This is a genomic window from Constantimarinum furrinae, from assembly GCF_014295415.1.
Classification (GTDB): Bacteria; Bacteroidota; Bacteroidia; order Flavobacteriales; family Flavobacteriaceae; genus Constantimarinum; species Constantimarinum furrinae.
Genome location: NZ_CP052909.1, coordinates 2463293 through 2489574, shown reverse-complemented (window position 1 = coordinate 2489574; position 26282 = coordinate 2463293). Strand labels below are relative to the sequence as shown.

Annotated in this window: 22 protein-coding genes and 3 tRNA genes; 10 read left to right on the top strand and 15 right to left on the bottom strand. The window is 40.2% G+C overall.

Annotated elements, in window-relative coordinates:
* Window positions 1–157: 157 nt before the first annotated feature.
* The 12 genes from ALE3EI_RS11470 to tsaD all read right to left on the bottom strand — a co-directional run bounded on the left by ALE3EI_RS11470 (window position 158) and on the right by tsaD (window position 7289).
* Window positions 158–231: transfer RNA gene (locus ALE3EI_RS11470), tRNA-Arg, on the bottom strand.
* A gap of 114 nt (window positions 232–345) precedes the next feature.
* Window positions 346–420 (bottom strand) — tRNA-Pro (locus ALE3EI_RS11465).
* On the bottom strand, window positions 411–650 hold the full coding sequence (locus ALE3EI_RS11460; protein ID WP_186988789.1) for a GIY-YIG nuclease family protein: 240 nt from the start codon (window positions 648–650) through the stop codon (window positions 411–413). Before ALE3EI_RS11460 ends, ALE3EI_RS11465 begins: the two co-directional genes overlap by 10 nt.
* A gap of 167 nt (window positions 651–817) precedes the next feature.
* Window positions 818–901, bottom strand: a tRNA-Ser gene (locus ALE3EI_RS11455).
* A 95-nt stretch (window positions 902–996) separates the two neighbouring features.
* Complete coding sequence (locus ALE3EI_RS11450) at window positions 997–1566, bottom strand: hypothetical protein (RefSeq protein ID WP_186988787.1); 570 nt, start codon at window positions 1564–1566, stop codon at window positions 997–999.
* A 2-nt stretch (window positions 1567–1568) separates the two neighbouring features.
* Window positions 1569–2735: a class I SAM-dependent methyltransferase gene (locus tag ALE3EI_RS11445; protein ID WP_186988785.1), complete on the bottom strand. Its 1167-nt coding sequence runs from the start codon at window positions 2733–2735 to the stop codon at window positions 1569–1571.
* Between the two features lie 8 nt (window positions 2736–2743).
* Window positions 2744–3838, bottom strand: a complete 1095-nt coding sequence (locus ALE3EI_RS11440) for an AI-2E family transporter (protein WP_233279962.1) — start codon at window positions 3836–3838, stop codon at window positions 2744–2746.
* A gap of 34 nt (window positions 3839–3872) precedes the next feature.
* A complete protein-coding gene (locus ALE3EI_RS11435) occupies window positions 3873–4370 on the bottom strand; it encodes a TrmH family RNA methyltransferase (RefSeq protein ID WP_186988783.1) in 498 nt (165 codons plus the stop codon).
* A gap of 4 nt (window positions 4371–4374) precedes the next feature.
* Window positions 4375–5019 carry a DUF4159 domain-containing protein gene (locus ALE3EI_RS11430; RefSeq protein ID WP_186988782.1) on the bottom strand — a complete coding sequence of 215 codons (645 nt, stop codon included), beginning with the start codon at window positions 5017–5019 and terminating at the stop codon, window positions 4375–4377.
* Window positions 5020–5054: 35 nt separating this feature from the next.
* Window positions 5055–5252 carry a hypothetical protein gene (locus ALE3EI_RS11425; protein WP_186988780.1) on the bottom strand — a complete coding sequence of 66 codons (198 nt, stop codon included), beginning with the start codon at window positions 5250–5252 and terminating at the stop codon, window positions 5055–5057.
* Window positions 5253–5543: 291 nt separating this feature from the next.
* Window positions 5544–6254, bottom strand: coding sequence for a 16S rRNA (uracil(1498)-N(3))-methyltransferase (locus ALE3EI_RS11420; protein WP_186988778.1), 711 nt, complete (start codon window positions 6252–6254; stop codon window positions 5544–5546).
* Between the two features lie 12 nt (window positions 6255–6266).
* Entirely contained in the window at window positions 6267–7289 is a 1023-nt protein-coding gene (tsaD, locus tag ALE3EI_RS11415; protein WP_186988776.1) for a tRNA (adenosine(37)-N6)-threonylcarbamoyltransferase complex transferase subunit TsaD, read from the bottom strand.
* Between the two features lie 115 nt (window positions 7290–7404).
* Here tsaD and ALE3EI_RS11410 point away from each other — a divergent pair, with 115 nt between their 5' ends.
* Entirely contained in the window at window positions 7405–11775 is a 4371-nt protein-coding gene (locus ALE3EI_RS11410; protein WP_233279961.1) for a translocation/assembly module TamB domain-containing protein, read from the top strand.
* Here ALE3EI_RS11410 and ALE3EI_RS11405 read toward each other — a convergent pair.
* Both ALE3EI_RS11405 and ALE3EI_RS11400 read right to left on the bottom strand, forming a co-directional pair.
* On the bottom strand, window positions 11772–12152 hold the full coding sequence (locus ALE3EI_RS11405; protein WP_186988772.1) for a Rid family detoxifying hydrolase: 381 nt from the start codon (window positions 12150–12152) through the stop codon (window positions 11772–11774). The genes ALE3EI_RS11410 and ALE3EI_RS11405 overlap by 4 nt on opposite strands.
* 14 nt (window positions 12153–12166) lie before the next feature.
* Window positions 12167–14872, bottom strand: coding sequence for a putative LPS assembly protein LptD (locus ALE3EI_RS11400; RefSeq protein ID WP_186988771.1), 2706 nt, complete (start codon window positions 14870–14872; stop codon window positions 12167–12169).
* Between the two features lie 184 nt (window positions 14873–15056).
* On the opposite strand from ALE3EI_RS11400, the gene ALE3EI_RS11395 reads away from it, so the two are divergent.
* From ALE3EI_RS11395 to ALE3EI_RS11355, 9 genes are read left to right on the top strand one after another with little or no spacing between them, the layout of a single operon-like run.
* Window positions 15057–16178 carry an N-acetylmuramoyl-L-alanine amidase family protein gene (locus tag ALE3EI_RS11395; protein WP_186988769.1) on the top strand — a complete coding sequence of 374 codons (1122 nt, stop codon included), beginning with the start codon at window positions 15057–15059 and terminating at the stop codon, window positions 16176–16178.
* A gap of 53 nt (window positions 16179–16231) precedes the next feature.
* Window positions 16232–17182, top strand: a complete 951-nt coding sequence (locus ALE3EI_RS11390; RefSeq protein ID WP_186988768.1) for an MlaD family protein — start codon at window positions 16232–16234, stop codon at window positions 17180–17182.
* A 2-nt stretch (window positions 17183–17184) separates the two neighbouring features.
* Window positions 17185–18507 carry a (Fe-S)-binding protein gene (locus tag ALE3EI_RS11385; protein ID WP_186988767.1) on the top strand — a complete coding sequence of 441 codons (1323 nt, stop codon included), beginning with the start codon at window positions 17185–17187 and terminating at the stop codon, window positions 18505–18507.
* Window positions 18507–18941, top strand: coding sequence for an LNS2 domain-containing protein (locus tag ALE3EI_RS11380; protein WP_186992362.1), 435 nt, complete (start codon window positions 18507–18509; stop codon window positions 18939–18941). Before ALE3EI_RS11385 ends, ALE3EI_RS11380 begins: the two co-directional genes overlap by 1 nt.
* 11 nt (window positions 18942–18952) lie before the next feature.
* Window positions 18953–19744, top strand: coding sequence for a (Fe-S)-binding protein (locus tag ALE3EI_RS11375; RefSeq protein WP_186988765.1), 792 nt, complete (start codon window positions 18953–18955; stop codon window positions 19742–19744).
* A 2-nt stretch (window positions 19745–19746) separates the two neighbouring features.
* A complete protein-coding gene (locus tag ALE3EI_RS11370; RefSeq protein WP_186988763.1) occupies window positions 19747–20232 on the top strand; it encodes an ABC transporter ATPase in 486 nt (161 codons plus the stop codon).
* Window positions 20233–20251: 19 nt separating this feature from the next.
* Window positions 20252–23170, top strand: coding sequence for a glycoside hydrolase family 3 N-terminal domain-containing protein (locus tag ALE3EI_RS11365; RefSeq protein ID WP_186988761.1), 2919 nt, complete (start codon window positions 20252–20254; stop codon window positions 23168–23170).
* Between the two features lie 18 nt (window positions 23171–23188).
* Window positions 23189–24319 (top strand): N-acetyl-alpha-D-glucosaminyl L-malate synthase BshA, encoded by a 1131-nt coding sequence (gene bshA / locus ALE3EI_RS11360; RefSeq protein WP_186988759.1) that lies wholly within the window; start codon window positions 23189–23191, stop codon window positions 24317–24319.
* Window positions 24291–24776: a protease complex subunit PrcB family protein gene (locus ALE3EI_RS11355; protein WP_186988757.1), complete on the top strand. Its 486-nt coding sequence runs from the start codon at window positions 24291–24293 to the stop codon at window positions 24774–24776. The genes bshA and ALE3EI_RS11355 overlap by 29 nt, the downstream gene beginning before the upstream one ends.
* Here ALE3EI_RS11355 and ALE3EI_RS11350 read toward each other — a convergent pair.
* Window positions 24770–26224 carry an amidohydrolase family protein gene (locus ALE3EI_RS11350; RefSeq protein WP_186988755.1) on the bottom strand — a complete coding sequence of 485 codons (1455 nt, stop codon included), beginning with the start codon at window positions 26222–26224 and terminating at the stop codon, window positions 24770–24772. The two genes, ALE3EI_RS11355 and ALE3EI_RS11350, sit on opposite strands and share 7 nt — an antisense overlap.
* Window positions 26225–26282 lie beyond the last annotated feature (58 nt).

Below are 26282 nucleotides of genomic sequence, written 5' to 3'. Positions count from 1 at the left end.
TTCTCCTTAACTACAATATCGGAGAACAGTGCACGTAAATAAAGGATTACCTCCTTATCAGTCGGTGATCCTTACAACGCTCCGCGTTGAAAATAAAAAACCCTCACTTAAAAATTCAAGCAAGCTTGATTTTACGCAAGGGTTTTTTATTTATTCGTGATCGCACCAGGATTCGAACCTGGGACCGCCTGCTTAGAAGGCAGGTGCTCTATCCAGCTGAGCTATGCGACCATTCAATTTGTCAGGGTGACAGATTTATTTTATGATCCTCTATTGAGTATCACAAATCAATGCCTTCGTGTTTTTAAGAAAGTAAACTTTCTACAAAAACTCCCTCTTGATTTGTCGGGGTGGCAGGATTCGAACCTGCGACCTCCTGCTCCCAAAGCAGGCGCGATGACCGGGCTACGCTACACCCCGAGGTGTTTGTCTAAAAATCGTTTTGCTCCCCGGTTCTTGATTTTTTTCTCCAAAACTAAGGCTTCAGATCTGTTAGGAACTGAAAGTAACAAAACAATTTTCCAAGGTCGGCCTCCTTTTGTAGAAGGAACAATTCCTTGGTTGTGTCTTTTCAATCTATTTTCAATATTTGCTGTTTGACCAACATAATATTTAGAACTTGTCTCACTAAAAAGTATGTATACAAACATAAACTTTTTCTTTATAGGGGTGGTCACGCCTGTGGCGCGACGACCTCCACGCTAAAGCGTGGCGCGATGACCGGGCTACGCTACACCCCGAGGTGTGACTGGTATGCTCATAAAGAGAAAATGAACTTGATACAATTGGTTATAATTCCCAAACCAATTAAAAATTGCGGAGAGACGGGGATTCGAACCCCGGCAACGGTTACCCGTTGACAGATTAGCAATCTGCTCCATTACCACTCTGGCACCTCTCCAATATGTTATGAACTAAACGTTTTTAACGCGGATGCAAATGTAACTTTTCAATTGGTATCTCGCAAAAAAAATCTATAAGATTTTAGCAGTATTCCTATTCAATACAATCGAGGTATTTTAGAAAGTATTCTTTGGGATAAATAGGCTCCTCAATAGCTTTATTACTTATCACTTCCTGAAATACAATGTCAAAATTCGTCTTCATGGTGGTAATACGCATAGTTTCAATAGGTGAGCTCTTTAGTCGGTTTAAATTTTCTTCATCCAGAAAAAAGGCAGCTTCTACGATGCTGTTTTTAAGCTGATTCTCCGGCTCTGACTGCCTACCGCAGATAGTTTCTCCTAAATATGCCAGAGAGGCATAACTCTTATCTTCCAGTTGAAAAATAATTCGACTGGTTTTATCAAAACACATTATCGGCGGCATTTCCACAGCATTTAGAGATACCTGTAGCACTAATGATTTAACAGGACCTTCCTTCATTAACGAAAAATAGATAAAAACATTTTGATCCTTGCCAACCATGAATTCGGCCAATTGCTCATGAGTGAGAATAAAATTGTCGTCATCCAGTTCATACTGGATCTTATAATTACAGTCCTCCTGTGAATACATAGGAAAAAGACTAAAAAAGAAGAGAAGTGGTAAAATTATTCTAAGCATTTTTAAATTTTTGAGCAAAGTAACATCATTTTTTGATTTTTACTTCCGGTTGTAAAAAAAACATACAAGTCTCCACCATCCGTAATTTTCCATCGTTTCTTGAGTCCACTAACGGTTTCAGGGAAATTACGAGTGGCCACATTGGCTTTATCAAAAGTAATGCCAGCCCTCATTTCTTTTTTGGAATAGGGGACTGCGCTTTCTATTTTAAATCTTCTTCCCGGGAATTCAATCAATTGATTGGTGGAATAGAGATGCGTATTCTTATGTAGTTTTCTGAGTTTAAAGCACTGGGCAATATGATTAAAAGCACCACTTTTTAGAATAGCGGCATTGGGTTCATACAAATATTGTTCAGGATCTCCGATTTCAGCTTCGGCTTCAGAATTTATTTCAAAATCGAACTTCTCTGAACTTTCACCGACAAAATTTCGGGTCTTGATTGTTACAGCTTCTGAATTACCTTTCTTCAGCATCCATATTAATTCCTTAACATCATTCTTAACCGCTACTATATGTATTTCAAAAACGTGCTGTAATTCCTGAATTCCTACAGAAATATCGAGCATTGGAGAAGTCTTGATCATTAACACCTCGCATCGTTCCAACAAATAATCGATGGCATCCGGAATGTTTGGTTCACAGTCCCGTAAATAAAAAACTTTTCCCTTGGTGCTGTGTCGCCGCGAAGGATCGGCATAGATTAGATCGAAACTCATATGCTCAATGGCGGAAATTGCATCACGGTTAATAGTTTTTATATTTTCTCTATTCAGCGTTTTAAAATTATGAGTGGCGATGGAGGATAGCTCGGTATCCTTTTCAAAATGATACACCGTTTCAAACTGTTCTGAAAAAAAATAACTATCCACCCCAAAGCCTCCGGTAAGATCTGCCATTGCTTTTCCGCTAAATAAGGAAGCTTTATATTTTGCAGTGGTTTCGGACGAGGTTTGTTCCAGATTGAGCTTTAAAGGATAATAGATACCATCGGTGCCGCTCCAGCCCGGTAATTTGCTTTCAGCTTTGCGATAGCCTTCGATTTGTTGTAGGAGCTCCTGGACAGTCACTTTTGGAAACGGACTGCCTGAAAACGCGAGTTTAGAAAGGTTGGCGTCGTAGGTTTTAATGAAATGCTGAACTTCGGTATGTAGAATGTTTTTGTTCAAAAGGCAATCTACATATTTTTCGTCAGACGTTTCACGATCTTATATTCTGAAAGGAACTCTTTGGAAATCACTTTAAGCGTAGTATACGTAGGAACTGCCAATATCATTCCGGCAACACTAAACAGATAGCCACCTATTAAAATGACTATGAATATTTCCAAGGGATGAGATCGCACACTCTTTCCGAAGATAACCGGCTGAGTGATTAGATTATCAAAGATTTGAGCTATGGTATATCCAGAAAGTGTAATGATGAGCAACGGTAGTAATTCAGAAGAGAAATCGGCACCAAGGTTATTTGACACTACAACCAGCATCATTACCACACTCCCAATTAAGGGACCCAAATAGGGGACAATATTAAGGAATGCGCATATTAGAGCAATAGCTATGGCATTATTAATATCCAGATACAGCAAGAGTACCGAATAGAAAAGCGTAAGGATCATGATCTGTAATAAGAGGCCGAGAAAATACCTAGATAACAATTCCTTTACCTTGTTTAAAACACTGAGAAATCGTTGTTCCCTTCCGGGATTGGCGAAGGCGGTTACCGTATGAGCAATAAGCATTTCATCCTTCAGTAGAAAAAATGATATAAATAACACTGAAAACAAGCCTACTACAAAACCACCAATATTTCCGAAGAAAATATCAATAAAACTAGGGATGATCTCCAGATTAAAATTTTGAACATATTCGGTTCGCTTTATGGCCTCAACAATGTTGATCTGTTCCACACCCAAATATTCGCTGGCCTGAATGTTTAATTCATTCAGGTCGCGTTTTACCATATCGAAATCAATATCCTGAATATTCTTGCTCTGCTCAATGATAATTGGCACAAAGATCCTAATGAGCAAAGAAACCGTAGCAATTACTAAAAGTAACGTGGTGATAGCTGCCAGAGTGTTGCGAAATTTGAGTCTTCGCTTCAGAAATATTACGACCGGCCGTCCCAGTAAGGAAATAACTGCAGCAATACCAATGTAAAGGATTAGGGCTTTGATCTTAAAAACGAACCAGAACAGCAGGAATATTCCCACGATTACGGCTAAGGATTTTAATATCCCGATGGTTATGGCTTTAGCTCCGGCTTTCACGTTTCAAAGATAGCATATTAGCAATAGCTTGATGTCAAACTTTTGTTAATGAGTGCAACGCTATGGCAGTTGCCTGAATGACATTCATACTACTGTTGTTTCCATACATCCTAATATGAATTTCCTGATCGCTTGTATTGAGAAGTGGCTGGGAAATACCATGTCGTTCATTGCCTATAATGAGCACCGTATTTTGATCCTTTTCCCTCTGAATGTCTTCAATGGCTATACTATCTGCGGTGATCTCTAACGCGAAGATCTTATACTTCTTATTTTTTAATATTTCTATTTCTGAAATAACATCCTCACAGATCGAATAGGGGACTTTATTAATGGTGTCTCTTGCAGTTCTCTTTAGTCGGGTAGAAGAAAAGTCGGGAGCCGAATTCCAAAATATTATTCTTGCTACCCCGAATGCTTCACATATTCTGAACAAACCTCCAATATTTGCCGGACTTTGAATCCCGTCTGCTATAACAATGATAGGGAATGCTTTGCTTTTAAATCGGGAGGCTTGATGAGAAAGTTGCATGATTTTAATGCTCGAACACGTACTTTATTATATTGGCGCCCATTTGAAGTGCCTTTAAGCGAACTGCCGGCGGATCATTATGAATCTCCTGATTTTCCCAACCGTCACCAAGATCACTTTCGAAGGTATACAACAGCAATAACCGGCCCTCATGGAAATATCCAAAGGCCTGAGGACGCGTATTGTCGTGTTCATGAATCTTTGGTAATCCTTCAGGAAAACTGAACTGTGAACTGAAAATAGGGTGGTTGCCGGGTAGCTCCATGAGTTCTTTTTCGGGGAATATTTTCACCAACTCCTTCCGCAGATATTGATCCATACCGTAATTATCGTCTATATGCAAGAATCCGCCGCTCATTAAATAATCACGCAGATTTTTTGCTTCCTCGGCGGTAAAGAATACATTACCGTGTCCGGTCATATGAACGAAAGGATAATTGAATAGTTCAACATCACCGGGTCTTACCGTTTGTGCCTTAGGATTTATTGCGGTGTTTATCTGTTCGTTGCAAAACCGAATTAAATTGGGAAGGGAGGTTGGATTGCTATACCAGTCGCCACCACCGCCATACTGTAACACGGCAATTTCCTGTGCATGGACCAGGTTGACACTTAGGAAAAGAAAAAAGAGAAAACTCTTTAGATGCATAGCACCCAAAAATATAAAAATTGAAGCAAGATGGACTAGGAAATTCTATTTATAATTCCAATACCCAGTACATTGGTAAAAATCATCCAGTCCTCTAACAAACTAACCGATTTTGAAGCATTATGTGCAATGCTCAATCTTCGTGCTGTTTGCAAGGTAGCATCCGAATCGATCATAAAAGCATCGCTTTCGGACGAGTTTTGTTCTTTAAGTTTCCTTAGTGCAGGGGACATGGTATATTCCTATATTAGATTTGAGGGTCGAAATGTATGTAAATTAATTCAATAATTCTATAAAAATTCTCACTTTTTATCGTTAAACTGTAATATTTATCCGATAAAAGACATAATTTCCTACGAATTTCAGTACATTATTTCCAGTGCAAAAGTACAGGTACATTTCCCTTTTCACAAGCTTTTTATGTTTAAAAAACGTTAAAAAATTGTAAGGAAATACTTCGCTAACAACAGTAGCTCAGAAATGAGACAGAAAATCACGAAGTAACTAAAATAGCGTTGGAGAATTCATTCATTTACATAGGCGACACTGTGACAGGCAACGATCGCGGCCGTTTCAGTTCGTAATCTACTTTCACCTAAACTTACCGGAATAAACCCGTTTGCGATTGCTTGTTGAATCTCTTCCGAAGAAAAATCACCTTCAGGACCAATAAGGATAGTATATTCTGTTTCTTGCTGAAGAACGGCTTTCAAACTCTTTTTTTGAGAATCCTCACAATGAGCAATGTATTTTGTTGCCCCTGAAGTCTTTTCAGATTCAAGAAAAGATCGAAGTGAAACGGCGTTGTTTAACTGTGGTAAATGCGACTTTAACGACTGCTTCATGGCGCTTTGAAGGATCTTCTCATAGCGCTCTGGTTTTATCACCTTTCGTTCACTGTGATCACAAATTACCGGAGTGATCTCGGTGATCCCGATCTCGGTGGCTTTTTCCAGGAACCATTCATACCTGTCATTGAGTTTTGTGGGAGCAACTGCTAAATGGAGTGAATATTTCAACGGAGGTTCCTCTTTAGCAGCCGTAATGGTTGCCAGACATTGTTTGGGATTGGTGCTTTCTAACCTGGCATCGAAAAACCATCCTTTTCCATTAGTGAGGTGCACCAGATCCCCTGCATTTTTCCGAAGTACTTTCGAAATATGCCTGCTTTCGTCTTTACTGAACATTACTTCTTTCGAAGTTTCAGAAATTCCCGGATGGTAGAATAGATTCAATTCAGTTAAATTTTAAAGTTTCATTCGTGCTTGAGCCGCTACATTGCTTTCAGCAAATATTTGGTGCTTAAACTTTAGCTCTCCTACCATCGCGATCATTGCGGCGTTATCGGTACAAAATTCAAATTTGGGAATATGGGTCTTCCAACCGTAGCGTTTTTCTGCTGCTCCTAATGCTGTACGTATTCCACTATTTGCCGATACACCTCCACCCATTGCAATTTCCTTAATTCCGGTCTGCTTTACTGCATTCTTAAGTTTATCCATCAAATAATCCACTATGGTGAACTGCAAACTAGCACAGATATCTACTATATTTTCTGAAATGAAATTAGGGTTTTTCTGCACCTCTCTTTCAACAAAATACAATACCGCTGTTTTTAATCCGCTAAAACTAAAATCCAACGGACTCACTTTAGGTTTGGTAAATTTGAATCGCTTCGGATCCCCCTGTTGTGCATATTTGTCGATCAACGGTCCACCCGGATAAGGGAGTCCCAGTATTTTGGCCGATTTATCGAAAGCTTCACCAACGGCATCATCTATAGTTTCACCAATAACTTCCATTTCAAAATAGCCGGTCACTTTTACAATTTGGGTATGGCCACCGCTTATGGTTAATGCGAGAAACGGAAAATTGGGTTCAGACTGTCCTTCAGCCTTAATAAAATGAGCCAGAATATGCGCCTGCATATGATTTACATCAATAAGTGGAATGCCCAATCCCATAGCCAAGGACTTTGAAAATGAGGTACCTACAAGTAGGGAACCCATCAATCCGGGACCCCTTGTAAAAGCTATGGCATTTAACTGTTTTTTGTCGATATTTGCTTTGCGTAGCGCCTGATGTACAACAGGAACGATATTTTGCTGGTGCGCGCGGGAGGCGAGTTCGGGGACCACCCCTCCGTATTCCTCGTGTATTTTTTGTGTGGCAACAACATTGGATAATACAACTCCGTTGTTTATAACAGCAGCAGCAGTATCATCACAGGAAGATTCAATACCAAGGATATAACAATTTTTTAAGCTCAAAAGAAAAAGGGTATATTATTTGAAGCCAAAATTAAAACTTTAAAAGCGTATCAAAAAACTTAGGAAAATAATACTTCGCATCTTTGCGATCTTGGTACTTCTTATAGTACTTACTGTGATTATTTTATCAATCCCTAAGGTACAGACATTTATTGCAAACAAAGTCACCGATAACCTAAATGAGACCTATGGCACCGAAATCCATATCGATCGATTAGGACTTAACTGGAAAGGGGAAGTTGATATACGAGGCGTGTATATTGCGGACCATCATCAGGATACGCTAATCTATGCCAGACAGTTGGAAACCAACATAATCAGTTTTCAGAACTTAATAAAAGGTGATCTGGGTTTTGGTAATATTAATATGAAATCGGGGAAACTGTATGTCAAGACCTACAAAGGGGAAGAGGACGACAATCTTTTTATTTTTTCTGAAAAATTCAATACCGGCCAAAAAAGTGAAAGCCCTTTTTCACTTTTCGGAAACGATGTTACACTTACCGATAGCCGAATAAGGATCATTGATGAAAATCTTGAAAGCCCAGAGATCTTCGACTTGCGCAATGTAAATGTCACCGCAAATGACTTTAAGGTCACCGGACCCGATGTTGAGGCCAATATTAAGGCGCTTTCGCTGGATGCTGAACGCGGGTTCAAAATTAAAAATCTGAGATCCAGATTTTCGTATACCTTAACCGAAATGAATCTGGATGATCTCCTGTTGGAAACCGAAGGTTCGAAACTTTCAGGAAAGATTCTCTTGGATTACTCTGAAAAAGGTCTCAGTGACTTCATTAATAATGTGACCATAAAAGCGACCTTCCAGGATGCCGAACTGGCTACTAACGATATAAATGCTTTTTATAATGAATTTGGGGAGGATCAGCTTGTCTATCTCAACGGAACATTTGAAGGCACAATTAATGATTTTATCTTTACTGATGCTGATCTGCGTGTTGGGGATACCCGTTTAAGTGGTGACTTTATAATAAAGGATATTATTTCGGAAGATGCTTCCTATAGTATTCAAGCACGTAATCACAGAATCTCTACAAGTTTTTACGAATTGAGGCGATTTATGCCCAGAGTTTTAGGTGATGTGCTTCCTCAGGAAATTAAAGTGTTAGGGCCGTTCACGTTTACAGGAACAACTTCCATAACCACCACAGAATTAAAAACAAACAGCACATTAAGTAGTGCTATAGGTTCTGCAGTGACGCAGCTGGAAATGGGGAATATAAATAATTTTGACAATGCCTTTTATTCCGGAAATGTAAAGCTGGATCGTTTTAATCTCGGTAAAATTGCAGGGACGACTTCATTGGGCAGATCGAGTGCCAACCTCAATTTTGATGGTAGGGGATTTACTCAAAATACCGTGAATACACAGATTTCAGGAACAATTTCCACTTTTAATTTCGAAGGATACGATTACAAGAATATCAAGGTGTCCGGCAACCTGAAAAACCCTTTATTTAATGGCGATCTGAGTATTGATGACCCAAATCTGAAACTTACTTTCAAAGGATTGGTAGATGTATCCAAGGATGCGAATCAATACGATTTTGAAGCGGATGTGGAATACGCAGAACTCAATAAACTCAATTTGTTTAAAAGGGACAGCATTTCTGTATTTACCGGTAAGGTGATCATGGATATGGACGGAACGACTGTAGATGATGCCGTTGGAACAATTTCATTTAATGAAACCTTTTATCAGAATGAAGACGACGATTTTTTCTTCGACGACTTTAAAGTGATCTCTTCTTTTGAAGGGGACATAAGGACGATTGAGATCGTGTCGCCGGATATTGTGAACGGCAAGATCTCCGGCAAATTCCTCGTTGAAGATATCCCGAATCTGTTTGTAAATGGTATCGGTAGTATTTATGCAAATTATATTCCAAATGAAGTTACAAACGATCAATATATCGATTATCAGTTTACAGTGTATAATAAGATCGTAGAAGTTTTTGTGCCTCAGCTGCAACTGGGTGAGAATACCCAGGTAAAGGGTTCGGTGTCTTCCGACGAATCTAAATTTAAACTCGATTTCAGGTCTCCCGAAATTCTGCTGTTCGATAATTATCTGTCAAAAATTAATATTCAGGTAGATAACGACAACCCGCTATATAACACCTATGCTTCAGTAGATTCAGTATACACCGGGTTTTATAATGTCACCGATTTGAGCTTTATCAACAAGACCATAAATGACACCCTCTATGTTCGTTCAGAATTTAAGGGCGGAAAAGATAAAACCGACTTGTTTAATCTTTCCCTGTACCATACCATCAATCCGGCGGGAAAGTCGGTTGTAGGAGTTAAACGATCAGATATTACCTATAAAGAAAAAGTGTGGTATATCAATGAAAGAAACAACAACCTGAACAAGATCACATTCGACGACAATTTTAAGAACATTAAGATAGATTCTTTGGTACTCAATCACAATCAGGAAATCATTCGTTTGGCCGGAATACTTCGTGATTCAACGTATAAGGATATCAAACTTGAGTTTAAGGATGTGAATCTGGGAAATATTACACCTCATGTGGATAGTCTGGACCTCAAGGGAAATGTGAACGGAAAGCTGCGATTCATGCAGCAGGACGGTGCATATTATCCCAACTCGACGGTTACCATAGACGGGGTAATGATCAACGATGTGGCGTTTGGAGATCTAAATCTAGGAGTGGTTGGAAATCAGGATCTGTCAAAATATCAGATCAACACCACTCTTACCAATAATAATGTAAAATCGATCAATGCCGTAGGGGAGATCGATGTTTCTGCGAATAACCCGGAAATTAACCTTGATGTGACCTTAAACGATTTTAACCTACAGGCATTTAGTCCCTTTGGAGGCGACGTGGTGAGTAATATTAGGGGGTTAATATCCGGAAATGCCAAAGTCACAGGAAATTATAAATCTCCCGATATTAACGGAAGTTTTAACCTAATGGAAAGCGGATTAAAGATCCCGTATCTCAATACCGATTTCGATTTGATGAACAATACCAGGGTGGATGTGACTAAAAACATGTTTGATATTGGAAATACGACCATTACCGATACCAAATTTAATACAGAGGGACAACTCTCCGGAAACATTTTACATAACAATTTTGGGGACTGGGAGCTTCATTTAAATATAAGTACCGACAGACTTTTGGTTTTAGACACACCACCCGATGAGGATGCATTGTACTACGGAACTGCATTTATCAGCGGAACAGCAGACATAAACGGTCCGGCAGAAGAATTGGTGATCGATGTAATCGCCACCACTGAGGAAGGAACCACATTTAAAATACCGCTAAGCGATACAGAATCAATTGGAGACGACTCCTTTATACATTTTTTATCACCTCAGGAAAAGCAGGCCATTATAAGCGGCGTCGAGATTCAGACTGAGGATGTTAAGGGGCTCTCGCTTAATTTTGAGCTCGATATCAATGAAAAAGCCGAAGTAGAAGTCGTAGTCGATCCGGTTAACAACTCTCGATTAAAGGGGAGGGGAGCAGGAATTCTGCTAATAGAGATCAATACACTGGGAAAATTCAATATGTGGGGAGATTTCCTGGTTATTGAAGGAGAGTATGATTTCCGATATGGTGGGATCATTCAGAAGAATATCGATGTGGTTCCCGGCGGAAGTATTAACTGGGACGGCAGCCCAGAGAGAGCGCGCTTAGATCTTACGGCTAAATATACTACTGTTGCTAATCCATCAGTGCTCCTGGATAATCCTTCAGCGAACCGAAAGATCCCGGTTGAAGTGCTCGTGGATCTTACGGGAGAACTTATTCAGCCCAATATCGACTTCCGCATTGAGTTTCCTAGGACCAGTTCTATAGTGCGCAGTGAATTGGAATATAAACTTCAGAACAAAGAGCAACGCGAGAAACAGGCTTTATTCCTAGTAGCTACCGGCTCATTTGTAAATGATAATTTACAAAGTGGGGCCGATTTTGGAGGTGTGATCGCAGAACGTGTTAATTCTATTGTGGCCGAAATATTCTCACAGCAGGATTCTAAATTCGCCGTACTCCCTTATGTGGTTGCTGCAGACCGAAATTATAACCAGGATAACGGGAGTCAGGTAGGGGTTCAAATAACCTCGCAGGTAAGTGAACGAATACTGATCAACGGTAAAGTAGGGGTGCCGGTAGGGGGTGTAAACGAATCGGCGGTGGCAGGTGATATTGAAGTACAATGGTTAGCCAATGAAGACGGAAGTCTGCGAATCAACTTTTTTAACCGGCAGGCAGATATACAGTTTATAGGGGAGAACCAGATCTTTGAACAGGGTGCCGGAGTTTCGTATTCGGTCGATTTTGATACATTCAGAGAGTTAGTGAACAGGTTATTCAATAAGAAGTTAACTTTAGAGTCTGAAAATGAACTACCCGTGATTCCCGATGATAATTCTATTCCCGTCGATTTCGAACCTGAGGCAAAAAAGGAAGAGGAAGATTAACGAGAGGCGATCATCGAGATCTCCACATTCACGTATTTAGGTAAATTTGCAACTTCAACCGTTTCTCTTGCGGGCGCTGTGTCCTCGTTAAAATAACCCGCATATACTTCATTGATCTGAGAGAAGTTTTTCATATCGCTGATAAAGATGGAGGACTTTAAGACATTTTCGAAGGTCATTCCGGCTTCTTCTAAAACAGCCTTTAAATTTTCCATTACCTGTTTTGTTTCCTTCTGAATACTTTCATTAACCAACTCACCGGTTGTAGGGTCAATGGCGATCTGCCCCGATGTAAACAACATAGAGCCCTTTAAAACGGCTTGACTATAAGCTCCAATGGGAGCAGGTGCTTTTGAACTGTTTATGATTTTTTTCATCCCGAAAGTTTTAATTAAAGATTGCGGTCCGGTTCCCTGCGCTTGTCGTATTTAATATCGCTTAATACCGAAGATTTTATTCCTATAAAAAAGTACCAGGAGGTATTTATACTTCCTATGGGCGTCCAGTTGAAGCTCATTTGCCAGCTTTCCAGATCTCTCTGAAAACGGAATTGTGTGAGCGTGACCCCTTTATTCTTAAAATCGTAGCCCGAGGAAACCCCAACTTTCCATCGAGGTGATAGCTCCAGGTTGGTACTGAACATCAACGACTGCGACGAAATCTCATTTTGTCTGCGTGCATTGCCATAAGTGATGGTATAAGCCAGCCTGAAATCCCACGGGATCTTATAATTATACCAGGCTACATTGGTGTCATCCTCCTCTTCATCGTCTTCATAAATATTTCCCGAATTTATATTCGTCGAATCTCCAAACAGATCATCCGGTCTACCGCCATTTCTAAAGGTCTCATTATCTATTCTATCGGTATCACGCTCATTTCCTTCCAGGTCTTTACTGGAAAAAGAATAATTGACACTTACATTGGCATTGGTTAATCGAAATAAACTTCCACCGTTATTAATATTAAATTGGTCGATACGCTCATTATTATTGTTAAGGGCATAAGGGTCTAATGAGCCATTAAAATTGACATCAAGCCGTTCTACAACTGGGATGCTTCCTGTAAATCTAAGCGGACTCCACGGTAATGAATCTCCCGCCAAATTGTAAGCGGTTGAAAAGTTTAGGTTGTTAAGAAGCACTATTTTTTTTGGTTCGGTGGCCGTGGAATCCCTATCCTTTACTTTGGCTTCAAACGTATTACTTAAGGACAATCCTATATTGCTTGAAAAAACCTCTCCGGGAGCGCCAAAAAGGGTGTTCTGAAATCTCGAATACGAAATAACCTGATCGTTTACCTCGGGATCTGCCGATGGAATGATGTAGTCGTCATAGTATTGGTCGAACCCCGGATTGATGTTATAACTTACCGACGGACGTACCACATGACGGATGGCCTGGATCTTCTTTTCTTCTCCAAAATTAAAAGTGCCATAAAAAGTGGTTCCAAGATTAGTAGAGAAATTATAGGTAAAATAACGATCAAATCCTGAAACCGTATCGGTAACCACAGCCCCGTTCCCATTGTTGAGCAATGGATCGAAACGCTGATCAAAGGTTTTTATCACCCAGGTTTCCCTCAAATTGGTACTGGCCGAGGCACTTAGATAATTAAACAACTTAAAATTGGTACTAACAGGAATGGAATGCTGGGCTCCAACTTGAGCATTTTCGAACATTTCAGGTTTGAAGAACAAGGAATCTACGGTACTAATCCGGTTTTCTGCGGAAAGATCATACTGAAAGTTGATATTGTCTATTATTCCTTGTTTAACTCCGTTCTTGGGTGCAAATGGAAATATTCGGGATACACTGGCATTTACATTGGGCAGGGACATATTGATCTCCTGCGTATTGGTGTTTTGCGAATGTGTGCCTGCAACCGTAAAATTGACTTGTGGCTCGGTTTCGAAGGTTTTTGAATATGAGACCGAAGAACTTAGGGTGTTAACCAAGGCACTGGCGTTGTTCGTCTGATTTATGGACTGTTGAAAATATCGGCTGCTCCCCAGATTCACTGAAGCAGAGAAGCGGGAAGTAGGGTTAGCTTTCTGGTCCTGATTATGCGTCCATCGAATGTTATACACTGCACTTTCACTGAAGTCGGGGAACCCCCGTTCACTATTAATAAGTTTTTCATAACGTACACTAACATTTCCGCGAAAGCGATACCGAAGGGCGTAGGAAGTTTCCCCCCTCAGGCCATAACTTCCGTTGGTGTAATAATCCCCTAAGAAGGTAAGATCGAGATAATCGTTAATTGCAAAATAATATCCGCCGTTCTGAAAAAAGAAACCCCTGTTGTTGTTATCTCCGATGGTTGGAATGATAAATCCTGAAGTACGGTCTTCGGTCAACGGAAAATACGCAAAGGGTAAACCAATTGGCGTTGGAACGTCGGCTATATACATATTGGTAAGGCCGGTAACGATCTTCTTTTTAGGGACGAATTTTGCTTTTCGGGTGTAAAAGTAATATTCGGGGTCATCGATATTCTTGGAAGTAGTGAACTTTACATTCCGAAGAAAAACCACCGAATCGTTTTCTTTTTTGGTCACTTCGGCCAATACATTAAATCCGTTTTGCTCGGTTCGGGAGTTAAAAATGATAGCTTTCTCAGAATCAAAATTAAAACGAATGGAGTCAGGTCTAACTTCATTAGCAGCCTGTACAAAGACAGGGGCTTGCGAATATACTCCGGCGCTGTCTATACCTTTGGCATATACTTCGTTCTTATCGTAGTCTAGAATGATCAAGCCTGCATCAATACGCATATCCCCATAAACGATGTACGCCTTATTGTACATATAGACCTTGTTCTCTTTTCTATCGATATAGACATAATCCTCACCGTAGTAATCAACGACATTCTCAAGGACTTCTTTTTGAGGCAGAATAGTATCTGTTTTTACGGTATCGGCTAGAATTTCCCTGCGCTCATCAATAATAGGTTTAATATCCACTGAAATACTGTCGTCTTTGGTTTCGGCGGGGATATTCACTTCATTTTTCGCCGGAATATCCTGCGAATAGATCGCGTGGCTGCAGTGCAGTATCAGAAATAAGAAAAGTAAATAATGCCTATAGTGTTGCAATGCTATGATCTATATTTTTGTAGATATCTTTTGTGATAAAATTTCGTCATGAACCACAAATTCTACAAATGCTATGTATATCTTGGCTTAGTTTTTGAAAACTCAAAATTAAGCATATTTTTTTGGCTGTGTTTTTTAAAATGACTTTTTTAAAATATCAACTTTTAATCTTCGTTAGACCTATATGAAAACGAAACTGTTTTGTCTTTTCGTACTTGCAATTTTAGTAGTTGCATTTTCATCTTTTCGTACGCTCAATAATGATACCGTAAAACCATTTGTGGTGGTTCTGGATGCCGGACATGGGGGAAAGGATCCGGGAAACAGGGGTAATGGCTTTTTCGAAAAGGATATCGTTTTGGATGTAACCCTTCAGGTAGGGAAGATCCTTGAGCAGCATAAGGATATAAAAGTCGTGTATACCAGAACTACCGATGTTTTTATCGATTTATACCGAAGAGGACCTATTGCCAATGAAGTTGATGCCGATATATTTGTATCTATTCATTGCAACTCCCATCATACCCAGGCTTATGGGGCCGAAACGTTTGTAATGGGTGTTGACAAATCGGGTAAAAACATGGAAACGGCGAAAAAGGAGAATGAGGTTATCTTTTTAGAAGATAATTATGAAGAAAAATATGCGGGATTTGACCCAAACTCTCCCGAATCACTTATCGGACTTACCTTAATGCAGGAAGAATATCTCGATCAAAGTATTATGCTTGCCAGCTTGATTCAGGGAAACCTGGTTAATAACCTGAAACGAAAAGATAGAAGTGTGAAGTCGGGACCATTTTGGGTATTACACAGTTCCTACATGCCCAGCGTTTTGGTTGAGCTGGGATTCCTTACCAATAAGGAAGAAGGGCCCTATGTCAACTCTAAGAAGGGTAGGGCAGAAATGGCCAGAGAAATAGCTAACGGAATACTTACGTATAAAAAGAATATTTCGCTGGCTACAGAGAGTTCTCAAAACCCAACCATTACGGAAGAAGAGATCGTTAAGGCCATAGAAACAACCGAAGAAAAGATCTACAAGGATATTGAGTTTAGAGTTCAGCTGGCAGCCAGCAGCAAGAAAATTGATACCAAACCACAGAATTTCAAAGGTTTAAAGGACGTGGATCGCAAAAAAGAAGACGGACTCTTCAAGTATTACTACGGAGCGACTTCAGATTATAATGAAATTCAGCTTTTAAAAACCTATGCCCAGGAAAAAGGCTACACTTCTTGTTACATCGTAGCCTTTAAAAAAGGTGAAAAGCTAAAACTTTCAGAAGTCTTAAAATCCGAGGATAAATAGCAAGGTTTTTCTATATTTATTTCTAAATTTGTTTAGAACCTAAAAATCACCCTTTGAAACTTACAAGAGAAGTAAAGACCGGAATATTAGCTATTGGTGCAATCCTACTGTTTATCTTTGGTTACAGCTTTTTAAAGGGCACAAATCTCCTCGAAAAACACCGTACTTTTTTTGTTGAATATCAAAACGTGGAAGGCCTGTCCCGATCGGCCCCGGTGACCATTAATGGGTTAACGGTTGGGAAAGTAGCAAACATAGATTTTGCTTCAAAAAGTGGTAACCTGGTTGTTGAATTTACCGTAGAGCGGGATTTCGATTTCTCCAAGAACAGCCTGGTACGTATTTACAGCAGTGGACTCATAGGAGGGAAGTCTTTAGGAATCTATCCCGATTATAATCCGAATTTGATCGCAAAATCCGGAGACACACTAAAAGGTGAGATCGAAGATGGAATGTTAAGTGCCGTAACCAAAGCACTTGGACCACTTGAAAAAAAAGTAAACAACACATTATCTACCGTAGATACATTACTTCTGGCCTTTACCGATATAGTGGATGAACCAACAAGAGACAATCTGAAGGAGGCTATTAACAATCTGAATTCCACCTTAAACTCCCTTAGTGGGGTTTCTCAAAAACTGGATCGGGTATTATCCCGTAATTCAGACAAACTGGATAATACCTTCACTAATCTCGATACAACTGCCGAAAATTTTGCAAAACTTTCCGATTCTCTGGCGCAACTGGAAGCAGGGAAACTTGTAAGTGATCTTCAGGAGGTGGTAGATCAATTTAACTCGATCGTAACCCGAATCGATAGTGGAGAAGGAAGCGTTGGTAAATTATTGAAAGACGAAAAACTATACGATAACCTGGAAGGTGCTTCAAAACAATTGGAACAACTTTTACAGGATATGAAACTAAATCCTAAGCGATATGTTCACTTTTCTTTATTTGGAAAGCGGAACAAAGAATATGATCCACCCGAAGATCCAGAGAAATAAGCATGCAATACCTTCCAAATATTCTATTCTTAATCGTCCTCATTGCAGGCATTTCGTATTTTACCTTAAATATTCGCAAGGTTATTCGAAATATTAAACTGGGGCAAAAAGTAGATGCTTCAGATCAAAAAGGGGAGCGCTGGGGAAATGTATTCCGCATTGCGCTTGGACAATCAAAGATGGTTGTTCGCCCCATGGCGGGACTTTTGCATATTATTGTATATGTTGGTTTTATAGTGATCAATATAGAAGTACTTGAGATCATTATTGATGGAATTTTCGGAACACATCGTGTTTTTGCAGGTGCCGGAGTGATTTACGATTACCTTATTGCCACCTTTGAGATCCTTGCGGCCCTTGTTTTAATTGGAGTCATTCTTTTCTGGACACGTAGGAATATTCAGAAAATTAAGCGCTTCTGGGCACAGGAAATGACCGGTTGGCCAAAGAATGATGCCAATTTCATTCTCTATTTTGAAATGGTCCTAATGATCCTGTTCCTTACGATGAATGCTGCCGATCTTCAATTGCAAAAAATAGGAGCCGCCCATTATGTTGAGGCCGGAATGTTTCCTGTAAGTTCACTGTTTAGTCCGTTATTCGAATCCTTTTCTGAAGGTACCTTGATCATTATCGAACGCACAGCTTGGTGGCTGCATATTATTGGGATACTTATTTTTCTGAATTATCTCTATTTCTCTAAACATCTCCATATTATACTTGCATTTCCCAATGTTTACCTCGGAAAAGTGGTTCCGAAAGGAAAATTTAAGAATCTCGAATCGGTGACAAATGAGGTGAAATTGATGATGGATCCCAATGCCGATCCTTTTGCGGCGCCGGCTGAAGGTGCCGAAGCTCCGGCGAAGTTCGGTGCAAGCGATGTTACAGATCTAAATCAGATACAACTACTTAACGCCTATACCTGTACCGAATGTGGACGTTGTACCAGTGAGTGCCCTGCTAATATTACGGGTAAAAAACTATCACCCCGAAAGATCATGATGGACACCCGTGATCGATTGGAGGAAATTGGAAAGAATATTGATAAGAACGGCGAATTCAAGTCTGATGGAAAACAATTACTGGACGATTATATCACTAGAGAAGAATTGTGGGCATGTACTACCTGCAATGCGTGTGTCGAGGCCTGTCCTGTAAGTATTGATCCACTTTCTATCATAATGGATATGCGTCAGTATCTTGTAATGGAACAGTCTGCGGCGCCTATGGAACTTAATGGCGCTATGACAAATATTGAAAATAACGGTGCCCCTTGGCCTTACAACCAGATGGACCGGCTTAACTGGAAAAATGAACAATGATGGAGAAGCAAAATATAAATAATTTATTGCGGGAAACCGCAGTAAACGGGGAACACGTAAGTCCTGTATTGCCCGAGAATGTTAAGAACTACCTGATCGATATAGATGGGACTATCACCGATGATGTGCCCAATGAAGAACCGGAACGAATGGCCACCTGTGAGCCGTTTCCCGATGCTCTGAAAACCCTGAACAAATGGTATGATCAAGGACACATAATATGTTTCTTCACCTCCAGAACAGAGGAACACCGGCAAGTCACGGAAACCTGGTTAAAAAAGCATGGCTTTAAATATCATTCGTTACTCATGGGTAAACCTCGGGGAGGAAATTATCATTGGGTGGACAATCACATGGTAAAGGCCACACGCTACAACGGGAAATTCACAGATCTGGTGAAGAAAGAAGTGACTATTCAGGTGTTTGAAGATTAAAATAAGGAAAGATGAGCGAAACGATAAAAGTCCCAACAATGGCCGAGTATCTGGCCGAAGGCAAACAACCGGAAGTCTTGTTCTGGGTAGGGTGTGCCGGTAGTTTCGACGACCGGGCAAAAAAGATCACCAAAGCCTTTGTTAAGCTATTACACAAGGCTAAAATTGACTTTGCCGTTCTGGGAACCGAGGAAAGTTGTACGGGTGATCCCGCCAAACGTGCCGGAAATGAATTTTTGTTCCAAATGCAGGCGATGGGGAACATTGAAGTACTCAATGCTTATGAAGTAAAAAAAATAGTCACTGCTTGTCCGCATTGCTTTAATACCATTAAGAATGAATATCCCGAATTAGGTGGCAATTACGAGGTGGTTCATCATACTCAGTTTCTCAAATCCTTACTCAACGAAGGAAGATTGAAGGTTGAAGGAGGAAAATTTAAAGGGAAACGGATCACTTTTCACGATCCCTGCTATTTGGGAAGAGCAAATAATGAATATGAAGCTCCTAGGGAATTACTTCAAAAACTGGAAGTAGAACTGGTCGAGATGAAGCGTTGCAAATCACGCGGACTCTGCTGTGGAGCCGGAGGTGCCCAAATGTTTAAAGAACCCGAACCCGGCAATAAGGATGTAAATATTGAGCGCACCGAAGAAGCCATAGAAACCAAACCATCTATTATTGCGGCGGCATGCCCGTTTTGCAATACCATGATGACCGATGGTGTTAAAGGAAAAGAAAAGGAAGGCGAAATTAAAGTAATGGATGTAGCCGAAATGATCGCCACTGCAGCCGATTTATAACTATGCTCACAGATTTTAAGAATTTACCAAGCGAATCAAGAATATGGATCTATCAGGCTAATCGAAAACTTTCTGATGGGGAAGTTGAACAGATAGCCAGTAAAACCAAAGCTTTTTTAGAAAAGTGGACGGCCCATGGTACCGACCTGGAAGCCGGATTCGAAATAAAATACCAGCGATTTATTGTAATCGGTCTTAATCAGTCTAATGCTTCTGCTTCAGGGTGCAGTATTGATGCTTCAGTACATTTTATTCAATCGTTAGAAAAGGAATTCGAGGTAGATCTGCTCGATAAAATGAATGTCACTTATTACAACGGTGACTACATTGCACACAAACCGCTTAACGATTTTAAAAAGATGGTTAAAAACCGGTCGGTATCCCAAAATACGGTGGTTTTCAACAATTTGGTAAATACCAAAGCCGAATATCTTGAAGACTGGGAAGTGCCTTTAAAAGACAGTTGGCACGGAAGATTTTTAGCATAGTTTTTGTATCTTTCGGTGTATGAAAAAAATTCTTTTAGCCTCACTTTTTATACTGGCCTGCCTTACAGTTTATTCCCAGCAAATAAACCCGCTTATATTAGAAAATGACTATCCCAACCAGCAAAAATGGGTAGATAGCATCTATGGAAATATGTCACTTCAGGAAAAAGTTGGTCAGTTGTTTATGGTCGATGTCTTTTCTAGTGATCCAAAATCAAAAACCGATAAGATAAAAGAACTCATTCGAAATTATTATATAGGCGGAGTAATTTTTTCGAAGGGTGGACCTAATCGACAGGCGAAATTATGCAATGAATTTCAAGAGTTATCTAAGGTAAAGCTTATGATAGGGATGGATGCCGAATGGGGGTTGGCCATGCGATTGGATTCTACCTTTGCCTATCCATGGAATATGACACTGGGTGCAATTACCGATAACAAAGTAGTAGAGCGTGTTGGCCGGCGAATTGGGGAGCATTCCAAACGGTTGGGGGTACATATAAATTTTGCCCCTGTGGTTGATATTAATACCAATCCGAAGAACCCTATTATAGGAAACCGTTCTTTTGGAGAGGACAAGGAAAATGTAACTGAGAAATCACTTGCATTTATGAAAGGTATGCAAAGTGCAGGAATTCTGGCCAATGCGAAACATTTTCCGGGACATGGTGACACCGACCAGGATTCACATAAAACCCTGCCTACTATTGCATTCTCAAAAGAACGTATAGACAGTGTAGAGCTATATCCATACAAACGGCTTATTCGTGAAGGATTAAGTAGCGTTATGGTGGCTCATTTAAATATTCCGGCGCTGGAAGACCGATTGGGATACCCTTCATCCCTTTCAAAAGTGATCGTGACAGATATGCTGAAAGGGCAATTGGGTTTCAACGGTCTTATTTTCACCGATGCCCTCAATATGAAAGGTGCTGCAGATTTTAAACAGCCCGGAGAGATCGATTTGGCAGCTTTTTTAGCCGGAAATGACGTGCTGCTTATTTCGGAAAATATACCAAAAGCACATGAATTATTAGTAAATGGCTATCGTGAAGGAGTTATCACAGAGGAGCGTCTGGCGCATTCAGTAAAGAAAATACTATACGCGAAATATGTAGTGGGTTTACATAATTATAAGCCAATAAATACAAATTATCTTTATGAGGACTTAAATTCAGTGATCGATAAAGCATTGAATGAAGAAGCCGTTGAAAAATCTCTAACCATACTTGAAAATAAATTGGCTATTCTTCCCATTAAGGATCTTCAAAAGAAAAAAATAGCCTACGTTAATTTTGGTGACGACGACGGTACGGCATTTCTAGCACAATTGCGAAAGTATGCCGATGTAGACTGGATCAAAGCCAACAGCTTAGACAATTATGTTGAAAAATTAAAACCTTATAACTATGTCATTATCGGGTTTCACAAATCGAATGACAATCCCTGGAAGGATTATAAATTTACGGAAAAGGAACTCGTTTGGATCTATGAGATCGCAAGGACAAATACGGTAATACTCGATGTGTTTGCAAGACCATATGCCTTATTGGATCTGAAGACCAGTGCTAATTTTGAAGGTATTATCATGTCCTATCAGAACAGCGAAGTAGCGCAGGAGCTTTCTGCTCAGTTAATTTTTGGTGCCAGAGAAGCCAGGGGAAAGCTTCCCGTTTCATTGGGAGAGGATTTTCCGGTAAATACCCACTACGAAACCAAATCCTTAAAACGCTTGCAGTACGGCACACCTGAAAGTGTAGGCGTTAATTCGTATAAGTTAAAAAAAATCGATTCGCTTGCTAAACTTGGGTTATGGGGCAATATGTATCCGGGTGCTCAGATCCTGGTAGCCAGAAAAGGAAAGGTGATCTATTCAAAAAATTTCGGTTATCATACTCAGGATAAGAAGAATTCGGTAAAGGATGATGATGTCTACGACCTTGCATCTCTCACAAAAATACTCGCGGCACTCCCTATGGTCATGGAGCTCGTAGACCGGGGTACGATCACTATGGATACGAAATTATCTGAGATGCTTCCCGAATATAAGACTTCAAACAAAAAGGATATTACCATTAAGGACATGATGTCTCACTACGCCCGACTTCAAGCGTGGATTCCCTTTTATGTGAGCACCTTGGATTCGGTTACAAAACAACCGGCCTCAAAATACTATTCAAAGGAAGCTACCAAGGATTTTTCATTAAAGGTAGCTGAAGACTTGTATATGCGAAACGATTACAAAGACAGTATTTTTGAAACCATCAGAACAAGTGATCTGAGACCAAGAACAGGCTATAAGTATAGCGATCTTCCTTACTATATTTTAAAGAAATACCTTGAAGAATTCTACGGGACATCGCTGGATGAATTGGTACAGCGCAATCTTTATGAATCTTTGGGAGCTAATTATACTACGTATCTGCCATTGAATAAGTTTTCAAAAGCCGATATCGTTCCCACTGAAGAGGATAGATCTTTTAGAATGCAGAAAGTTCACGGGTATGTTCACGACCAAGGAGCTGCAATGCTTGGTGGCGTGAGTGGTCATGCCGGACTTTTTAGTAATGCCAATGATATAGCGAAGATCATGCAAATGTATCTTTGGAAGGGGTATTACGGAGGAGAACGTTATTTTAAACCGGAAACGTTGGACGCTTTCAATACCTGTTACTATTGTGATAATGACGTTAGAAGAGGTGTAGGATTCGATAAACCACAATTGGGAGAGAGCGGACCGACCTGTGGCTGTGTTTCCATGACAAGTTTTGGGCACAGCGGATTTACCGGTACTTTTACCTGGGCCGACCCCGAACAAGAGATCGTTTATGTATTTTTATCGAACCGAACATATCCTTCTGCAGATAACCGCAGATTGATTAGTAGTGATCTGAGAAGTAACATACAGGCCGCGATCTATGAAGCGATCGATTATTAATATTAAAAATTAGCTTAGATGAAAATAGGCATAGTCTGTTATCCAACATTTGGAGGAAGTGGCGTAGTTGCTACGGAATTAGGTATTGCTCTTGCCGAACGCGGACATGAAGTGCATTTTATTACCTATAAGCAACCGGTTCGCCTCGAACTTATTTCCAGAAAGATTCATTATCACGAGGTGTCGGTACCCGATTATCCTTTATTTCATTATCAGCCGTATGAGCTGGCACTTTCGAGTAAATTGGTTGATATGGTAAAACTCTATAAGATCGACCTTTTACATGTTCATTACGCGATCCCGCATGCCTATGCCGGGTATATGGCAAAGCAGATCCTGGCCGAGGAAGGTATTCATATTCCTATGGTGACTACCTTACACGGAACAGATATTACCCTCGTAGGAAGTCATCCGGTATACAAACCGGCGGTTACCTTCAGTATTAATAATAGTGATGTAGTTACGTCGGTCTCTGAAAGTCTTAAGGAAGATACCTTGCGCCTCTTCGATATTAATAACGATATCAATGTAGTACCGAACTTTATAGATGTTGCTAAATACTCTAATCCGTTCACCGACTGTCAGCGCGATCTTATGGCCGAAAAGCATGAGAGAATTATAACGCATATCAGTAATTTACGTCCGGTAAAACGCATCGACGATGTGATCGAAATTTTCTTCAGAATACAAAAAGAAATTCCCTCTAAGCTCCTTATCGTTGGAGAAGGACCCGAAAAAGAACCTTCCGAAGCTCTTTGCCGCAAACTGGGAATCGATGACAAGGTCATATTTCTGGGAAACAGCAGTGAGATAAATAAGATCCTTTGTTTTAGTGATCTGTTCTTACTTCCTTCAGAGAAAGAGAGCTTTGGTCTGGCTGCTCTTGAGGCTATGGCAACCGGAGTGCCTGTTATTTCAAGTAATACCGGCGGATTGGTAGAAGTGAATGAGCAAGGCTTCAGCGGTTTCTTAAGCGATGTGGGAGACGTTGAAGATATGGCTAAGAATGCACTTAAGATCCTCAAAGATCCTGAAACGCTTCAAAAATTTAAAAGTCAGGCGAAACAAGCTGCCATGAAATTCGATACTAAAAATATTATTCCATTATACGAATCGGTCTATGAAAATGCTACCTCTAAAGTTTTATAATATCGCTATACCTTTATTCTTGGTTTTCTTCGGAATAAACAGCTGTGGAAGTTCTGCTTCAGCAAAAGCCGAACAAGTCGAGATCTCCTTTACTGAAGTTTTAAGCGGAAGTCACAGTAATATCACCGAGAAGAAGAATATTGTGATTAGCGATCAAAAGGAATTGGAGAAGATCTTCGGTAAGATAAACAGTACGCGAAAGCCCGGAATACCAATTCCCGAGATCAATTTTGAAGAAGAAACCGCCGTATTCCTGAATGCAGGGGAGTTGTCAACCGGTGGTTCTACCATTTCCGTAACTAAAGTGTTGAAAGAAAAGGAAAATGTTGTCGTTGAAATAGGCGGAAGATCCCCCAAACCCGGTGATTTTGTAACTACAGTGATCACTCAACTTTTTACTTTGGTGAAATTTAAAAGGCAAGAATTGCCGGTGGTATTTAGGACTCCGGATCAATAATTTCGTTTAATAAATTCCATTGCATTATCCCGTAAAACACGTTCTACGATGACTTGTGCTGAGATTCGATTGAATTCCTCCAGCTTATCTCTGTTCTCATCTAAATATGTGTTCGCGTAATTTAACAATTCCTCACCCAGATCCTTAATATTTTCGGCAGTCCATAGTCCGTTTATTGGATCGACGATCCCGTCGAAGTCGCTGCCTATTGACTGAATTCCCCAACAAAACAAGCCTTCTTTATTGAGCACTTCGGCTATATGTTCTACCTGCCGCCATACGAGTAAAGATTTTTTAATGAGTTGTTTTCTTTTATTCGGAAAATAGATCTTTGATCTGCGAATTGCCTTTTTACTTCCAATTCTGCGCTCGTCGAGCTGAATACCAAACAAACCGCTGCTCAACGCAATTCTAATGATCTCGTCGTCGTAAAAATTGATATCGAGGTTGTTGAACATTTCGGCACGCTTCGGATAATCGGTTTGGTCCCACTGAACCAGAGAACGCATACCATTCGCAGCGCCATGACTTGCTATTACAGGTATATTTTCACTAGCATAGTTTGTGTCGAGTAGCTCGTAATAAGCTTTGCGGGAAGCTGTACTCATATGTTTTACATCCAATGGAATTCGCTTTCCCTGATCGTTATTGAGTAATTCCCGGATCACCTCGATTCCCAATGGAGTTATTCCCGAATTTAATCCGCGATCCTGATTCTTTTTTAATGCCCCAATACTAATACTTCGTGCGTGGCCGCATAGTTCATTATAAAAATGATGTGCGAAGGTGATAAAAAGGGGTCTGTGCTTCAAGTTTTTGACCGCTACGACATTTTGAAGAACCTCTTCCTTTTTGCCCGTGTTGTTGTTCATGTCCAGACCGGTATTGAAAGCATGTCCGCCTTCTATAGAGGTGATAATACTAATGATCTTCCGGGATTCTGTTTCCTGCTGCAGGTTTTCTTCTATTTCCTTAAAACTGCTCACCAGCCTGTAGGTATAAAAAATACCATCGACCTTTTGTACCTCATTAACCAATTGCATATAATAATCGTATTCATCTATCAACTCCTGGAAGTACGAATTGTGGCTTCTTACGTAGTCCAGGCGCTTCTGACTTATACTTGCTGCGAGATTTACCAACAAATCGGTAATGCCTTTTAATCCGAGTATATTTCGTGTAAGAAAATGTTTTTCGAAGGGATACAGGCTTACGATCACCACTTTAGTTTTTGCTTTTGCGAGCGCCGTCATATCTGTTTGGGTAAATTTGGTAAGAGTTACCATCCTGTTCACGAATTTTTCGAGAACGGTTGGCGGACTGTAATGCCAGATCGAATTTTTTCTACCGGCATCAAGCATATTCTGCTTAGGTGGTTCGTATTTAAAGCTCTTACTGTATGGTTTTAGGGCAGGATGGCAGTGGACATCCACATAATAGGTCTCCATCGTTATAAAGAATTTTCATAAAGTTGCAATAAAAATTTGAAGGATAAAAAAGGTTTTT

Bases quoted from the DNA above. Each gene is read 5' to 3' on its own strand.
- ALE3EI_RS11460 (WP_186988789.1), bottom strand. From the start codon at position 650: ATGTTTGTATACATACTTTTTAGTGAGACAAGTTCTAAATATTATGTT.
- ALE3EI_RS11450 (WP_186988787.1), bottom strand. From the start codon at position 1,566: ATGCTTAGAATAATTTTACCACTTCTCTTCTTTTTTAGTCTTTTTCCT.
- ALE3EI_RS11435 (WP_186988783.1), bottom strand. From the start codon at position 4,370: ATGCAACTTTCTCATCAAGCCTCCCGATTTAAAAGCAAAGCATTCCCT.
- ALE3EI_RS11430 (WP_186988782.1), bottom strand. From the start codon at position 5,019: ATGCATCTAAAGAGTTTTCTCTTTTTTCTTTTCCTAAGTGTCAACCTG.
- ALE3EI_RS11425 (WP_186988780.1), bottom strand. From the start codon at position 5,252: ATGTCCCCTGCACTAAGGAAACTTAAAGAACAAAACTCGTCCGAAAGC.
- ALE3EI_RS11405 (WP_186988772.1), bottom strand. From the start codon at position 12,152: ATGAAAAAAATCATAAACAGTTCAAAAGCACCTGCTCCCATTGGAGCT.
- ALE3EI_RS11395 (WP_186988769.1), top strand. From the start codon at position 15,057: ATGAAAACGAAACTGTTTTGTCTTTTCGTACTTGCAATTTTAGTAGTT.
- ALE3EI_RS11385 (WP_186988767.1), top strand. From the start codon at position 17,185: ATGCAATACCTTCCAAATATTCTATTCTTAATCGTCCTCATTGCAGGC.
- ALE3EI_RS11380 (WP_186992362.1), top strand. From the start codon at position 18,507: ATGGAGAAGCAAAATATAAATAATTTATTGCGGGAAACCGCAGTAAAC.
- ALE3EI_RS11375 (WP_186988765.1), top strand. From the start codon at position 18,953: ATGAGCGAAACGATAAAAGTCCCAACAATGGCCGAGTATCTGGCCGAA.
- ALE3EI_RS11370 (WP_186988763.1), top strand. From the start codon at position 19,747: ATGCTCACAGATTTTAAGAATTTACCAAGCGAATCAAGAATATGGATC.
- ALE3EI_RS11365 (WP_186988761.1), top strand. From the start codon at position 20,252: ATGAAAAAAATTCTTTTAGCCTCACTTTTTATACTGGCCTGCCTTACA.
- bshA (WP_186988759.1), top strand. From the start codon at position 23,189: ATGAAAATAGGCATAGTCTGTTATCCAACATTTGGAGGAAGTGGCGTA.
- ALE3EI_RS11355 (WP_186988757.1), top strand. From the start codon at position 24,291: ATGAAAATGCTACCTCTAAAGTTTTATAATATCGCTATACCTTTATTC.
- ALE3EI_RS11350 (WP_186988755.1), bottom strand. From the start codon at position 26,224: ATGGAGACCTATTATGTGGATGTCCACTGCCATCCTGCCCTAAAACCA.